The following is a 14499-nucleotide window of genomic DNA, read 5'->3' as shown; positions in this document are numbered from 1 at the left end:
CCCGCTTGCGACTTGTGTGAGCTGACGCGCAGCGTCACAGGAGGCATTCCCACGCGGAGCGTGGGAACGATCGGATCGGGTGGGGGTTACTTAGCCGTAAACGCCGAGTAGCTGTTCATCAGGTTGCGGTAGTTGGGAATGCGCGGCGACAGCAGGTTGGCCAGGCCTTCCATGTCGTTGCGCCAGTCGATCTGCAGCTCGCAGGCCACCGAGAACCAGTTCACCAAGTGTGCACCGGCCGCGCTCATGCGCGCCCACGAAGCGCGTTGCACGGCCTCGTTGAAAGTGCCGGAAGCATCGGTGACCACAAACACTTCAAAACCTTCAGCCAGCGCAGCCAGGGTCGGGAAGGTCACACACACGTCGGTGACCACACCGGCAATGATCAATTGCTTGCGGCCGGTGGCTTTCACTGCCTTGACGAAGTCTTCGTTGTCCCAGGCGTTGATCTGGCCTGGGCGCGGGATGTACGGCGCGTCCGGGAACAGCTCTTTAAGCTCCGGCACCAGTGGGCCGTTGGGGCCGGTTTCAAAGCTGGTGGTGAGGATGGTCGGCAGCTTGAAGAACTTGGCTACATCAGCCAGCGCCAGCACGTTGTTCTTGAATTCGTTGGGCGAGAAATCCTGCACCAGCGAGATCAAACCGGTTTGGTGATCCACCAACAGCACCACGGCGTCGTCTTTGTTCAAGCGTTTGTAAGTCATGGTGAAGCTCCTTTGGGGTTTTTTTAAAAAGCAAAACACGAGCAGCCAAACGCGCCCCAGAAACCCTGGAAGTCGCTGACCGGCACGCTGGAAAGGCGCGCTTTTTCATGGCTATGGGCATGCACGCCGCACGGGCCGCTGCATTGATGGACTTGGGCTTGCACAGGCGAGCTTGGGCGCCAGTGGCCCGGCACCTTGACCACTGGCGACCAGTCCGGCAGCACCGGCACGCGCGGCGGTGCGAAATCTTCGAAGTCGCCGGCGCCATACACCACTTTGCCGCCGACCACGGTCAGCACCGATTCGATCCACTTGATTGCTTCTTCATCGACGCTGAAAAAGTCCGCCGACAGGGCCGCCACGTCCGCCAACTGGCCGACCTTGATCTGGCCTTTCTTGCCCTGCTCCGACGAGAACCAGGCGCTGCCGTGGGTGAACAGCTCCAACGCGGTGAGGCGCGGCAGGCCTTCGGCGTGCAGCTCCAGGCCACCGACCGTGCGGCCGCTGACCATCCAATACAGCGAGGTCCAGGGGTTGTAGCTCGACACCCGCGTGGCGTCGGTGCCCGCCCCTACCGGCACGCCTTCAGCGAGCATGCGCTTGATCGGCGGCGTGGCTTCGGCGGCCTTGGCGCCGTAGCGCTCGACAAAATATTCGCCCTGGAACGCCATGCGATCCTGGATCGCAATACCGCCGCCCAAGGCGCGCACGCGCTCGATGTTTTTCGGCGTGATGGTTTCGGCATGATCGAAAAACCACGGCAGGCTATTGAACGGGATGTCGCGGTTGACCTTCTCGAACACGTCGAGCATGCGCGAGATGGATTCGTCATACGTGGCGTGCAGGCGAAACGGCCAGCGCTGCTCGACCAAATGGCGAACCACGGGCTCCAGTTCCTGTTCCATGGTCAGCGGCAAGTCGGGGCGCGGTTCGAGGAAGTCTTCGAAGTCCGCCGCCGAAAACACCAGCATTTCACCGGCGCCGTTGTGGCGCAGGTAGTCATCGCCCTGGTGCAGGGTGACGCTGGCGGTCCAATGCTTGAAATCGCTGAGCTCTTCCTTGGGCTTTTGCGTGAACAGGTTGTAGGCGATGCGCACCGTCAACTGCTCATCCTTGGCCAGTTGCTCGATCACCGCATAGTCATCGGGGTAGTTCTGGAAACCACCGCCGGCATCGATGGCACTGGTGAGGCCCAGGCGATTGAGTTCACGCATGAACTGGCGGGTCGAGTTGACCTGGTATTCCAGGGGCAATTTCGGCCCCTTGGCCAGGGTTGCATACAGGATCATCGCGTTGGGCCGCGCCACCAGCATGCCGGTGGGGTTGCCGTTGCTGTCGCGCACGATCTCGCCGCCCGGCGGGTTCGGCGTGTCCTTGGTATAACCGGCCACACGCAGGGCGGCGCGGTTGAGCAAGGCGCGGTCGTACAGGTGCAGCACGAACACCGGCGTATCCGGTGCGGCCTGGTTCAACTCTTCCAGGGTCGGCATGCGCTTTTCAGCGAACTGGAACTCGTTCCAGCCGCCTACTACGCGCACCCATTGCGGCGTGGGCGTGCGGTCCGCCTGATCCTTGAGCATGCGTAGCGCATCGGCCAGGGACGGCACGCCTTCCCACCGCAGTTCGAGGTTGTAATTCAACCCGCCACGGATCAGGTGCAGGTGCGAGTCGTTGAGACCGGGGATCACGGTGCGGCCCTTGAGGTCGATGACCTGGGTGCCACTGCCCCGCAAGGCCATGGCTTCGCCGTCGGTGCCGACCGCGACAAAGCGGCCCTGATGGATGGCGACGGCGGTTGCGCGCGGGTTTTCACGGTCCACGGTGTGGAACTGGCCATTGAACAGAATCAGATCGGCGTTCATAGGGTTTCCTTTACAGAGGCTTCAAGCCAGGGAGCGAACAGGCGCGTGGCGGCCGGCATCAGCAGGTAGACCACCAGCACCACGATGGTGACGGTGACCAGGAAGGTGGCGACCACGTAGTTGGACAGGAACGGGTGCAGGCGTAACACCGGGCCCCAGATGATCGGGATCAGCAGGGTCAGTGGCAGGATCACAAACAGGGTCACCACCGCTTGTTTCCAGCGCGGGGGTTTGGCGGCGCTGTCGGCCAGGGGGGCGAACCAGAATTCGTTGACGGCACCGATTTCGGTGTTGTCGCCGTCGGCGAGCATGGGTGTGGCTTCGTTGATCAGGGCTTGGCGTTCGGGGGAGTCGAGCCAGCGTTTGAGGTCGTCGGTGGAGCGGTAGCGCAGGACGCAGGTGAACAGCGCCAGGCGGTTTTGTTTGCTGCGTACGACGTCGACGCCGAGGTGGCCGGGGCGTTCGCCGGCGATGCGCACGATGCGGCGTAGCCAGGCTTCGTAGTCGGCTTCGTGGCCGGGTTTTATGAGGTGTTTGACGACCAGGGTGACGACTTCGTCGGGGCTGGTTTTGGGTGTTGGGTCCATGGTTTTGATTCCCCCCTGGAGAGTTGTGCGATGGGGGGAGTTTGGGGGGCTTTGGGGTTTGGGAATTGGATGTATGTGCTGTTTGGCGTGGCGGCCTCTGGGCCGACCAGGCTGGCTTTTTCGGAGTACATATCCATTTCTGCGGTCACGGCGGGTATTGGTTCCGCCCTTACGGCGGGTCACTTTGGAAAAGCACCAAAGTAACCAAAGTGCTCTTGCCCCACCACTCGGCACCTCGCCTCCGGCTCGGTGTGCCCTCACGCAGGCTTTGGAGCGGGGGCCGCCGCGATGGGCCATCCTTGGCCCAGCGCGGCTAAACCGGCGTCCTGCCGGTTTACCCCCGCTCCAAAGCCTGCGTTCGGCCAGCGTGGTTGACGGGGCGCCTAAGATCAAAATCAAGATCAAAAGCAAGAGCACGGCGGCCTAGTAGCCGACCTGAGTGGTTAGATCAAAAGCGAAAGCGAGGCGGCCTGACAGCCGACCTGTTTACTGAAGCTGTTCTCGGTCTAATTGTGGGAGCGGGCTTGCTCGCGAATGCGGTGTGTCAGTCAGTTTATTTGTAACTGGCCCACCGCATTCGCGAGCAAGCCCGCTCCCACATTTTGAGCTCAGTACATCAGGTAGATGTGTGTACTCGGTCAAAGGTGGGAGCTGGCTTGCCTGCGATAGCATCAACTGTGTCTTACTGATGTACCGAGGTGTCTGCATCGCAGGCAAGCCAGCTCCCACACAAAAGCAGCTCTGCTTCTGATCTGCTTCTGATCTGTTTTTGCCCTGTTTTTGCCCTGCTGTTGCTTCAACCACTCAGGTCGGCTACTAGGCCGCCGTGCTCTGCTTTTGATCTGCTTTTGATCTTGATCTGACAGGCCCCGTTAACCACGATGGCCGGAGTGTGGGCACACCGAGCCTAGGCGAGGTGCCGAGTGGTGGGGCAAAGACCTTTTGGTTACTTTTGGCTGGGCCGGCATTCCGGGCGTTTGCCAAAAGTGACCCGCTGTAAGAGCGGAACCCTAAGCCGCCGTTACCGCAGCAACGGATATGTACTCAATCAAAAAGCCCGCGACATATGCTCCCCGATCCGCGCCCGCAACCACCGCTCCGCCGGATCATTATCATGCACCCCACTCCAAACCATCGACAACTGCGCCGCCTCTATCTCAAACGGCGGATCCTGCGCGCGTAACACCGTCCCCTCAGTCAAAGCACACGCCGCATAATCCGGCACCGTCGCAATAATCTGGGTCCCCGCCAACAACGCGCGCAACCCACTGAATTGCGGCACCGCCAACACCACACGCCGAGCCCGGCCAATCCGCGCCAGGTCCAGGTCGATATTGCCACTCAGATCCCCCGAAAACGACACCATCGCATGCGGTCGCTCACAGTAATCATCCAGGCTTAACGGCGCCTCCCCGTCATCCCCACGCAATACCTTGCACGGAATATCGCGCAGCTTCTTGCGCTTGGCATTCGCCGGCAATTCCGTGGTGTAACTCACCCCCACGGAAATCTCCCCACTGGCCAACAACGCCGACATCAACAGGTAATTGGCCCGACGCACCACCACCACAATCCCGGGGGCCTCCTCGCGCAGTTGACTGAGCAACGGCGGAAACAACCCAAACTCCGCATCATCCGACAGGCCAATACGAAACACCGCGCAACGGGTGGAAGGATCAAAATCCTTGGCACGGCTGACCGCGCCCGAAATGGTGTCCATGGCCGGTTGTAACTCCTTGAGTATCGCCACCGCTCGCGGCGTAGGCTCCATGCCCCGCCCGCTGCGCAGCAGCAACGGGTCGTCGAACAAATCCCGCAGCCGCCCCAGCGCCGCACTCACCGCCGGTTGGCCCATAAAGAGCTTTTCAGCCACCCGGGTCAGGTTCTTCTCGAACATCAACGCTTCGAAAATCACCAACAGGTTCATGTCGACGCGGCGCAGGTCGTTGCGGTTCATGGCGGTTTCCAAACAGTTTTCAGACCAGCAGATAAGCACACAAATCCGCCCGGCGGTTGCACGCGTGTGCTGTCTTTTCCAGGCCATGACCTGGCGAAATTAACAACGATTAACTCGTCAGCCAGGCGGTCCGGCGCCAACAATGAAGCGGTCTACACTGGATCCATTCACCGGGAACGCTCCCATCGACTACGGAAATTTGTCATGGCCCGACTTGAGTACTGTGCTCCGCGTTTTTCCACGACCGGCGGCCTCTGCCCTCGGCGCGAGCGTATTGCCAAACAGCTGATCCTCGCCAACCTCGGTGAAAGCCTGGCAATTGCCGACCTGGCGCAGGCTTGCGCGCTGTCGCGCAGCCACTTTTCCCGTGCGTTCAAATGCACCACCGGGCTGTCGCCGCAGGAATGGATTCGCCAACAGCGCATCCAACGGGCCAAGGAGTTGATCGTCGAGTCGTCCTTAAGCCTGACGCAAATCAGCCTGGAATGCGGTTTTTGCGACCAGGCGCACTTCTGCCATATGTTCACGCGCAGTGAAGGGGTCAACCCGATGACCTGGCGAAATCACCACCTACGTCACAAACCGCAAGTGATTGCGGCCTAGTGGTCTGCACACGCCTGGAATATGCTGGCCAGACCCTTTTCCCCGAGCATCGGCCGCCATGAGTGACCTCCGCGACCAGGCCGTGCATTTCGGCCCTTACCGCATCCACCCGGGCCAACGCCTGGTGCTGGAGGCCGGTCGGCCGTTGCGCCTGGGGCGGCGCGCGGTGGACATCTTGCTGATCCTGCTGGAGCATGCCGGCAATGTGGTGAGCAAGCAGGAACTGATCGCACGGGTGTGGCCGAAAACGGTGGTGGAAGACGGCAACCTGCGGGTGCACATGGCCGCGCTGCGCAAGGCGTTGGGCGATGGCCAGGCCGGGCAGCGCTATATCGTCACCGTGGCCCAGCGTGGCTACAGTTTTGTCGCGCCACTGAGCATCGAACCGATGACGATTGCCGCCGATGGCGTTGCCCACAGCCAGGGCCATAACCTGCCGCTGCGCCGTACCCGCATGATCGGCCGCGAGGCGCTGATCGATGCGCTGGTGCAGCAACTGCCGCAACACCGCTTTATCACCCTGACCGGCGCGGGCGGCATCGGCAAGACCACCGTGGCGCTGCGTGTGGCGGAATTGCTGATCGGGCATTACCGCGACGGCATTCGCCTGCTCGACCTGGCACCGCTGAGCGCACCGTCGATGATCGTGCCCAACCTTGCCGCGCTGCTCGATCTTACGCCCGCCGAGCATGAGCCCCTGCTCACCCTCGCCCGCAGCCTGCACACACGTCAGTTGCTGCTGGTGATCGACAACTGCGAACACCTGCTCGACGACATTGCCCTGATCAGCGAAACCCTGCTGCGCCATGCGCCCCACGTGCACATCCTCGCCACCAGCCGCGAAGCCCTGCGGGCCGAGGGTGAATACGTGCAGCGCCTCGAACCGCTGGCCTGCCCGCCCGCCAACGGCAATCGTGCCCAAGCCCTCGGCTACCCGGCATTGCAACTGCTGATCGAACGCGCCATGTCGCATCACGACAGTTTTGAACTCAGCGAAGCAGAACTGCCGCTCGCCATCGATATCTGCCAGCGCCTGGAGGGCATTCCCCTGGCGATTGAGTTGGTGGCCGCGCAGATCCAGCGCTTCGGCCTGCCGGAGCTGCTGGTGCAGATGGAAGACAACCTTCGCCTGCTGACCCGTGGCCGACGCAGCGCCCTGCCCCGCCAGCAAACCCTGCGGGCCACGCTGGATTGGAGTTTTGAGTTGCTCACGGCGTGCGAGCAGGTTTGCCTGCGCCGCCTGGCGGTGTTTCGCGGCGGGTTCAGTTTGGCCAGCGCGGCGGCAGTGATCGCCGGGGAGCGGATCGCGCCGAACGAGGTGCTGGGCTCGATCACCCAGTTGGTGGCCAAGTCGCTGCTCAACGTGGAAGCTGGCGACGATGAAATGGCCTACCGCTTGCTGGATATCACCCGCACGTACGCGCTGGAAAAGCTCAGCGTGGCCGCCGAACTCGAGGCCACCCGTGAACGCCATGCAGCACGTTGCCTGGCGCTGATGGAGCAGGCGCAGGAGGACTGGGAACTGATCGCGACCCAGGCGTGGATCAACCGCTATGCCCCGCTGCGCGAAGACATCCGCGCCGCCCTCGACGGGTGCCTGGGCGACCAGGGCGTGCACCTGCTGGGTATTCGCCTGACAGTCAGCGCAATGCCGCTGTGGCAGGAATTATCCCTGCTGCGCGAGCACGGGCTGTACGTGGGCAAAGCCCTGGCGCGACTGGCACAGTCGAGCGCGCCAAGCCAGCGCTTGCACATGGCGCTGCAACTGGCGCTGGGCAGCTTTTCCTATCACGCCCAGGGCGGTACGCCGCAAACCCTTCAAGCGTTTGCCTGCGCGCGGCGCCTGGCCGAAGCCGGCAAAGACCTGGGCGGGCAGTTACGCGCGGTGTCAGGCCATATGGCGGTCAACCTGTGCAGCGGCAACTACCGTGAGGCCTTGGCGCAGAGCCTGCATTTTGATCAACTTGGCCCGCAATCCGAGCCCTTGCTGGACCTCAGCGCCCAGCGCTTGCGGGTGCTGGCGCAACACTTTGCCGGCAACCAGGCGTTGGCGCTGCACAACGCCGAACAAGTGATCCAGCGCATGGCCCACAGCGGCCATCTCAATCGGTTTACCCATGGCTTCGGCGTGCAATACGACCAGAGTGTGGCGTCCTTGACCATTCTTGCGCGCACCCTGTGGCTACGGGGCTTTCCCGAGCGCGCCTGGCGCACCGCGAACCAGGCGTTGGAACTGGCGCTGCAAATCAACCACGGCACCTCGATTTGCTACACCCTGGCCCTGGCCGGCGTGGTGATCGCCCGCTACAACGGCGACAGCGCCGCGGCGCGTACGCTGCTTGACCTGTTGCTGCAACAGGCTCAAAAACACTCGGTGCAGTTGTTCCACACCTGGGCGCGGCACTACCAGGGCACGGCGCCGCCTGAGGATTTGCAAGGGCTGGGCCTGGTCCAGGACACGCTGGTGACCTTCAACGCCATCGACGTCGATGACGTCATGTTTGAGCGCGCCAGAAGCGGCGCAGCCGGTTGGTGCACCGCCGAGATTCTGCGTGTGCGCGCCGAGGCATTGGTTGACACGCGCATGCGCGAAGCGCTGCTGCTGGAGGCGCTCGGCCTGGCGCACCAGCAAGGCGCCCTGGCCTTTGAATTACGCAGCGCCACGTCACTGGCGCACGTGTGGCAAAGCCAAGGGCGCGTGCAGGCGGCTCGCGAGCTGTTGACCTCGGTCTACCAGCACTTCAGCGAAGGTTTTGCCACCCACGACCTAGTTCGCGTACGCCGCCTGCTCGACGAGTTGCAAGACAAACGGCCGGCCTGAGAACGGCCCCAGGTAATGCCCATAACCTTGCTGCAAACGCGCCACCTGCACAGGGTCGCGCAATTGCGCCAGCGCGTAGCTGCGCAGGCTGTTGAGCAGGCGGTAGCGCGCAGGACCAGGGCCCGGTTCCACCGTCAGCATCGAGGTGGCCGCCAGACGTGCCAGCAGGTAGGACAGGTCGGCGTGCTCCAGCTCGGTGCCCGCCACCAGCTCGCTCAGAAGCGGCAAGGTCACGGCCATTTTGAACAGCGCCAACTGCAAAAACAGCCAACGCTGCGGCAGACTCAGGCGCTCGTAAGTCCAGTCCAGCGCAGCGGCCAGGGATTGATGGCGCTCCACCGCCGTGCGTCGGCCACGGGTCAACACCTGCACGCCTTTTTGCAGCTGTTCCTGTAAGCCGCGTATGCCCAGGGCCTCGACTTGGGCCGCCGCCAGTTCCAGGGCCAGTGGAATGCCGTCGAGGCGCCGGCAGATATCGCGCAGGGGTGCCAAGTCCTGCGGGCGCAGCACAAACCCCTGCTGACCGGCACGTACCCGCGCGACAAATAATTGCACTGCCGGATAGGCCATCGCCTGCTCGACATTGCCCCAGGCGCAGGGCATCGGCAACGCCAGCCTGGGCACGCGTTGCACCCATTCGCCGGGCACTTGCATGGCTTCGCGACTGGTCACCACCACCGTCACCTGGGGCGCTTTGTGTTGCAGCGCGCGCACCAGATGGCGGCAGGCGCCGAGCAGCACGTCGGCGCCATCGAGTACCAGCAACAGGTGGCGCGCAGCCAACTGCTCGCACAGTGCATCGGCGCTGCCACAGGGTTGCAGGTTCAGGGTCGCGGCCAGATGACGCAGCATTTGGCTAGGCGCTTGCACCGTCGCCAAGTCCACCCACCACACACCGTCGCGATAACGCGGCAGCATCCGTTCGGCCAAGGCCTGGGCCAGGCTGCTCTTGCCCACGCCGGCACAGCCGGTGAGCATGATCAGGCGGTGGTCGGACAGCCGCCGCACCAGTGCGCCCAACAGCTCATCACGGCCTAGCACCGGGCTGAGCCGGGCGGCCAAATTGTGCCAGGGCAGCGCCGATGCAGCCGTCGACGGCGCCATAAAGCAGTAGCCACGCAAGGGCTCATTGAGGATATAGCGCTGCCCGTCCAGCGCACGGCGCAGCGCCGCGATGTGCACGCGCAAGTTGTTCTCTTCCACCACGCTGCACGGCCAGACCCGGGCAAGCAGCGTGTCCTTGCTGACAAAGTGCCCTGGCGTTTCCAGCAATACCGCCAGGATATCCAGTGCACGCCCACCCAGCGGCACCGGCAGGCCTGCCTTGCTGACCAGGCGTTGTTGCCGGTGAAAGGTGTAGGGGCCGAAGCTCACTGCGTGTGGGTTGTTCATCGGGGTAACGGCGCTGAAACACCCGGTCTTGGGCGTTTGCGCATCCTTTTCCATGGGCCTGTCGCTATCTTGCCAGCTCGCCGTGACAGGACAATGCTGGCACGGGGAGCGACACGGACAATCAGGTGCGCGAAACAGACATGCCGTTGTTAACTGAACTGCTGGCGGTATTGAGTCGGGTTGAGGCCGAGCTTGTCGCTGAACAGAAAACGCATATGCCGCACGCTGCCAAAACCTGCGTGAAACGCCACGGTCTTGAGCGGCAGGTCGGTGGTTTCCAGCAAGTACCGGGCGCGGTCGATGCGCGCGCCTTGCAGGAACGCCATGGGCGTCATCTGTACCTCCTTGGCGAACAGTCGCGCAAAGTGGCGCGCACTCATGCCCGCCAATGCGGCCATGGCGTCGATGGTAAACGGCTGGTCCAGCTGGGCCAGCACTTGGTTCTGCACGCGGGTGATCGCGGTTTCCAGCGGTGCCACCGCGGCGGTCATCGGGCTGAACTGGGCTTGGCCACCCTGGCGCTTCATCACCACCAGCAACACTTTGGCCACGTCCACCGCCACCTGTTTGCCGTGGTCCTGGGCGACGACCGCCAGCGCCAGGTCGATACCGGCGGTCACCCCGCCGGAGGTGATCAAGCGGCCATCCTGCAAGTAGATGCGATCGGTCTCGACAATCGCCTTGGGGAAGCCTTTGATCAGGCGCTCGGTGTAATGCCAGTGCGTGGTGGCGCGGTGGCCGTCGAGCAGCCCGGCATGCCCCAGCACAAAGGCGCCGGTGCAGATCGAGCCGAAGCGTCGTGCCCTGGGCGCTGCGGCCTTTAGCCAGGGCAGCAGCGCCGGATGACATTCGTTATAGGCACCGGGGCCACCCGGCACCAGCAGCAGGTCATAGGCGGCGTCGGCCTGGTCGAGCAACAGGTCGGGCTGCACGTGCACACCATTGGAAGCGCGCAGCGGGCCCGGCTCGGTACCGATAGTCAGGACCTGATAATGGTCCGCCGCTGGCAGGTAGCGATTGGCGATGGAAAACACTTCAAGTGGACCTGCCATGTCCAGCAGAAGGAAGTCCGGAAACAGCGCCATAGCCACGGTTTTCATGAACAGAAAAGCCCATCGAGAAGGAAGTCGAGGCGGTATTATGGCACGCCGCTTACTGTCAACCTCAACGAGACAGTTATTCAGAATTCAGCTTCTTAATGAATTACCTGCTAACCATTAATCTTCTTCTCAACGCAAGAGCCCTGCATCACGCAGCCCGCTCTCACTTGAGGACAAGACCATGCTGACCCTTCGCAAAGCTTCGGACCGCGGCGCCGCCAATCACGGTTGGTTGAAGTCGTTCCACACCTTCTCGTTCGCCAGCTACTGGAACCCCGCCGAGCAGGGGTTTTCCGACCTGCTGGTGATCAACGATGACCGCGTCGCTGCCGGCAAAGGCTTCGGCCAGCACCCGCACCGCGACATGGAGATTTTCTCCTATGTGCTCGAAGGCGCCCTGGAACACAAGGACACCTTGGGCACCGGCTCGGTGATTCGCCCTGGCGATGTGCAACTGATGAGCGCCGGCAGCGGCGTGGCCCACAGCGAGTTCAACCATAGCCAGACGCAGGGCGTGCACTTCCTGCAAATCTGGATCGTACCGAATGTGGCCGGCGCCGAACCGCGCTATCAACAGGAACACTTCAGCGCGGCGCAAAAACGTGGGCGCTTGCAGTTGATCATCTCGCCGGATGGCGCCGAGGGTTCGCTGAATGTTCGCCAGGACGCACGGGTGTATGCCGGGCTGTTCAACGGTGCCGAAACCGCGACCCTGGACTTGCCGCCCGATCGCCACGTGTACATCCATGTGGCCCGGGGCAGCGTTGACGTCAACGGCCAGTGTTTGCAGGAAGGCGACGGCGCCCGAGTGCGCGATGAACGCCAGATTAGCCTGAGCCACGGCGAGGATGCCGAGGTGCTGGTCTTCGACCTGCGCCCTCAGGACCGGCCGCAGATGCCTTGACTATCACCGCGGTGGCCGGCCCCAAAACGGGTCATCGCTGGCATCGATAGTCACCATCAGTGCAATGAAGTTCTCTTAAAAAAACCAACGCGTAACATCAAACCCATGCCAAACGGCACCCAACTAAAACACTCGGAGCACACCACCATGAAACGCCAACTCTTGCTTAGCCTCGCTTTCTCGGTACTCGCTGCAAACGCTTTTGCTCACCCGGTTGTCGCTGAAGGCGGCGCGGATCGCCTGCAAGGCAACCACGTAGCCGAAGGCGGTTCGGATCGTCTGCTGGAACGTCGTGTGGCTGAAGGCGGAGCTGATCGCCTGCAGGAACGTGGCCTGGCTGAAGGCGGTGCCGATCGCCTGCAGGAACGTGGCCTGGCTGAAGGTGGTGCGGATCGCCTGCAGGAACGTGGCCTGGCTGAAGGCGGTGCCGATCGCCTGCAGGAACGTGGCCTGGCTGAAGGCGGTGCGGATCGCCTGCAGGGTAACAACGCCTAACCCCGCACTGTTCGCGGGGCACCCCAAACCGGCCTGATCAGCCGGTTTTTTTTCGTCTGCGGTTAATGCAGGTCGCGGTCTATCCACAACACCGCTTTGCCGATTTGTTGGCGTGCCTCAATGCGCGCATGAACGTGCTGCACCGTCTCCAGGCTGTAATGCCCTTCGATGTCCACCGTCAGCGAACCCTCGAGCATCGCCGCAAATACCGCGTTGGCACGCCGTTGCACGGTCGAGCCATCGGCCATGTGGTCGGCCAGCCGTGGCCGCGTCAAAAACAGCGAACCCGCCTCACCCAACTCAATCGGGTCAAGGTCTGTCAATGAGCCGGAGACGTTGCCGTAATTGACGATCAAACCGCCTGTGCGACAGGCACGGAAACTTTCGCGCAAGGTGTTTTTGCCCACTGAGTCGAAGACCACGTCCACCCCTCGCCCGCCTGTCGCTTGCAGGACCTGATCGGCAAACCGGTCATAGGTCCAGGCCTGATCAGCGCCGCGCTGAAGCGCAATCGCACATTTCTCGGCGGTGCTGCCGGTGGTAAACACCGTGGCACCCAACCGACGCGCCATTTGCACCAGCAGTTGGCCGATGCTGCCGGACGCCGCATGAACCAGGCAGGTGCTGCCCGCGCGCAACCGGGCGACATCGTCAATCAGGTAGTGCGCGGTGCAGCCCTGAAACATCGCCGCAGCGGCCTGATCGAAGCGAATCGCGGTGGGGATCTGCGCAATTTTTTCGACCGGCACATTGGCGTATTCGGCGTAGGCGCCCCAGGCAATGCACCACGCCACACGGTCGCCCACGGCCAGATGGCTCACGCCCGGACCGACGTCCACCACCACACCGGCGCCTTCCATGCCCAAGGTGCACGGCAGGCGCACCGGGTAGGTCACTGAACTGGCGTATTTGCCCTGGCGCGTATGAATGTCCATAAAATTGATCCCGGCACAGGCCACTTTGACCAAAACATGCCCCGCCGTGACCTGGGGTTTGGCAACGTCGTGGCGCAGTTGGGCGACTTCGGGGCCGCCGTAGGTTTGCAGGGTGATGGCTTTCATGGGGGAACAACTCCGTTTGCACTGGGAAGCGGGCATGGTAAAAGGACCTGTTCGGTTGGAATATTCCCCAATCTTTCCCAGCCTCTGTGCGGAAATAACCCGATGTTTGATTGGCAGGATCTGTATTACTTCACCGTCTTGGCCCGCACCCAGTCGCTGTCGGCGGCCGCCCGTGAGCTGCAGGTGGAACACGCGACCGTCGGGCGACGGGTCGATGCGCTGGAAAAAGCCCTCGGCGTGAAACTCGTCGACCGCCTGCCACGCAGCCGCCCGCTCACGGCGCAGGGCTCGGCGTTGGCCGAGCTGGCGGCAGGCATGGGCGAAATGGCCACCGAAGTCATGCGCCTGTCGCGCGTGGCTTCCATCGAACTGGCCGGCACGGTGCGCGTCAGTTGCCCGCCGTCCATTGCCAACCACTGCATCGCGCCGCACGTGGCAAGGCTGCGCGAGCAATACCCGCAGCTGAACCTGGTGCTGATGCCGTCCACCCAACTCGCCGCGCTGGACAAGGGCGAAGCCGATATCGCCTTGCGCACGGTGCGCCCCGACGAAGACGCGCTGGTGCGCCGCAAGGTCGGCGTGGTGCGCTTCGGGCTGTATGGCACGCCTGCGTACAAACAACTGCCCGCAGCCCAATGGAGGTTTATTGCCTACGACAGCAGCCGTGATCACTTGCCGCAACAGGCGTGGCTGCACCAATTGCGCGGCCAACGCCCGATCGTGTTTGCCGCCAGTGAGTTGATTACCCAGCAAATGGCCGCCCGCGCGCATGCCGGTGCGGTGGTGTTGCCCACGCTGGTGGGCGATCACGATTCGCTGTTGGCGCGGTTACCCACAGCCAGCGACGGGCCGATGCGCGATATCTGGCTCACGGTGTACCCGGATATGCGCCGTTCGCCGTCGGTGAAAGTGGTGATGGAGTTTTTGGTGGCGTGCATCGAAGGTGAGGCGCAGTTGCGCCGGTGAGTCCCCTGAGCCACGACAAAAATATGGTCATCTTCTCTGAGGCGCGC

General features: G+C 62.8%; 12 protein-coding genes. 5 read left to right on the top strand and 7 right to left on the bottom strand.

Features of this window, described 5'->3' with window-relative positions; all coding sequences use genetic code 11:
• Positions 1-86: 86 nt before the first annotated feature.
• The 4 genes from ycaC to ACA065_RS11475 form a co-directional block, all read right to left on the bottom strand.
• Complete coding sequence (gene ycaC, locus ACA065_RS11490; RefSeq protein ID WP_128590381.1) at positions 87-704, bottom strand: isochorismate family cysteine hydrolase YcaC; 618 nt, start codon at positions 702-704, stop codon at positions 87-89.
• A 23-nt stretch (positions 705-727) separates the two neighbouring features.
• Entirely contained in the window at positions 728-2566 is a 1839-nt protein-coding gene (locus ACA065_RS11485) for an amidohydrolase (protein WP_497694602.1), read from the bottom strand.
• Positions 2563-3153 carry an antibiotic biosynthesis monooxygenase gene (locus tag ACA065_RS11480; RefSeq protein WP_497694601.1) on the bottom strand — a complete coding sequence of 197 codons (591 nt, stop codon included), beginning with the start codon at positions 3151-3153 and terminating at the stop codon, positions 2563-2565. Before ACA065_RS11480 ends, ACA065_RS11485 begins: the two co-directional genes overlap by 4 nt.
• A gap of 1048 nt (positions 3154-4201) precedes the next feature.
• On the bottom strand, positions 4202-5110 hold the full coding sequence (locus ACA065_RS11475) for a LysR family transcriptional regulator (protein WP_497694600.1): 909 nt from the start codon (positions 5108-5110) through the stop codon (positions 4202-4204).
• A gap of 204 nt (positions 5111-5314) precedes the next feature.
• On the opposite strand from ACA065_RS11475, the gene ACA065_RS11470 reads away from it, so the two are divergent.
• Positions 5315-5713, top strand: a complete 399-nt coding sequence (locus ACA065_RS11470) for a helix-turn-helix domain-containing protein (protein ID WP_497694599.1) — start codon at positions 5315-5317, stop codon at positions 5711-5713.
• Positions 5714-5771: 58 nt separating this feature from the next.
• The gene (locus ACA065_RS11465; protein WP_497694598.1) at positions 5772-8534 is read left to right on the top strand and encodes an ATP-binding protein; all 2763 of its coding nucleotides are present in this window, start codon (positions 5772-5774) and stop codon (positions 8532-8534) included.
• Here the strand turns inward: ACA065_RS11465 and ACA065_RS11460 are convergent.
• Positions 8481-9980 (bottom strand): ATP-binding protein, encoded by a 1500-nt coding sequence (locus ACA065_RS11460; protein ID WP_497694597.1) that lies wholly within the window; start codon positions 9978-9980, stop codon positions 8481-8483. The two genes, ACA065_RS11465 and ACA065_RS11460, sit on opposite strands and share 54 nt — an antisense overlap.
• Before the next feature lie 95 nt (positions 9981-10075).
• Positions 10076-11026 (bottom strand): GlxA family transcriptional regulator, encoded by a 951-nt coding sequence (locus tag ACA065_RS11455; RefSeq protein ID WP_497694596.1) that lies wholly within the window; start codon positions 11024-11026, stop codon positions 10076-10078.
• A 181-nt stretch (positions 11027-11207) separates the two neighbouring features.
• Between ACA065_RS11455 and ACA065_RS11450 the strand changes: the two genes are divergently transcribed.
• Positions 11208-11930 (top strand): pirin family protein, encoded by a 723-nt coding sequence (locus ACA065_RS11450; protein WP_497694595.1) that lies wholly within the window; start codon positions 11208-11210, stop codon positions 11928-11930.
• Positions 11931-12077: 147 nt separating this feature from the next.
• Positions 12078-12425, top strand: coding sequence for a hypothetical protein (locus tag ACA065_RS11445; RefSeq protein ID WP_094953413.1), 348 nt, complete (start codon positions 12078-12080; stop codon positions 12423-12425).
• A 62-nt stretch (positions 12426-12487) separates the two neighbouring features.
• Here the strand turns inward: ACA065_RS11445 and ACA065_RS11440 are convergent, their stop codons facing one another.
• Positions 12488-13486, bottom strand: a complete 999-nt coding sequence (locus tag ACA065_RS11440) for a quinone oxidoreductase family protein (RefSeq protein WP_497694594.1) — start codon at positions 13484-13486, stop codon at positions 12488-12490.
• A 102-nt stretch (positions 13487-13588) separates the two neighbouring features.
• On the opposite strand from ACA065_RS11440, the gene ACA065_RS11435 reads away from it, so the two are divergent.
• Positions 13589-14452 carry a LysR family transcriptional regulator gene (locus ACA065_RS11435; RefSeq protein ID WP_497694593.1) on the top strand — a complete coding sequence of 288 codons (864 nt, stop codon included), beginning with the start codon at positions 13589-13591 and terminating at the stop codon, positions 14450-14452.
• Positions 14453-14499 lie beyond the last annotated feature (47 nt).

Source organism: Pseudomonas sp. LBUM1640 (assembly GCF_059716225.1).
The sequence above is the reverse complement of the archived record's forward strand: the minus strand, read 5'-3'. Positions and strand labels throughout refer to the sequence as shown.

Coding starts and splice junctions, on each gene's coding strand:
- ycaC (WP_128590381.1), bottom strand. CDS start 704: ATGACTTACAAACGCTTGAACAAAGACGACGCCGTGGTGCTGTTGGTG.
- ACA065_RS11485 (WP_497694602.1), bottom strand. CDS start 2,566: ATGAACGCCGATCTGATTCTGTTCAATGGCCAGTTCCACACCGTGGAC.
- ACA065_RS11480 (WP_497694601.1), bottom strand. CDS start 3,153: ATGGACCCAACACCCAAAACCAGCCCCGACGAAGTCGTCACCCTGGTC.
- ACA065_RS11475 (WP_497694600.1), bottom strand. CDS start 5,110: ATGAACCGCAACGACCTGCGCCGCGTCGACATGAACCTGTTGGTGATT.
- ACA065_RS11470 (WP_497694599.1), top strand. CDS start 5,315: ATGGCCCGACTTGAGTACTGTGCTCCGCGTTTTTCCACGACCGGCGGC.
- ACA065_RS11465 (WP_497694598.1), top strand. CDS start 5,772: ATGAGTGACCTCCGCGACCAGGCCGTGCATTTCGGCCCTTACCGCATC.
- ACA065_RS11460 (WP_497694597.1), bottom strand. CDS start 9,980: ATGGAAAAGGATGCGCAAACGCCCAAGACCGGGTGTTTCAGCGCCGTT.
- ACA065_RS11455 (WP_497694596.1), bottom strand. CDS start 11,026: ATGAAAACCGTGGCTATGGCGCTGTTTCCGGACTTCCTTCTGCTGGAC.
- ACA065_RS11450 (WP_497694595.1), top strand. CDS start 11,208: ATGCTGACCCTTCGCAAAGCTTCGGACCGCGGCGCCGCCAATCACGGT.
- ACA065_RS11445 (WP_094953413.1), top strand. CDS start 12,078: ATGAAACGCCAACTCTTGCTTAGCCTCGCTTTCTCGGTACTCGCTGCA.
- ACA065_RS11440 (WP_497694594.1), bottom strand. CDS start 13,486: ATGAAAGCCATCACCCTGCAAACCTACGGCGGCCCCGAAGTCGCCCAA.
- ACA065_RS11435 (WP_497694593.1), top strand. CDS start 13,589: ATGTTTGATTGGCAGGATCTGTATTACTTCACCGTCTTGGCCCGCACC.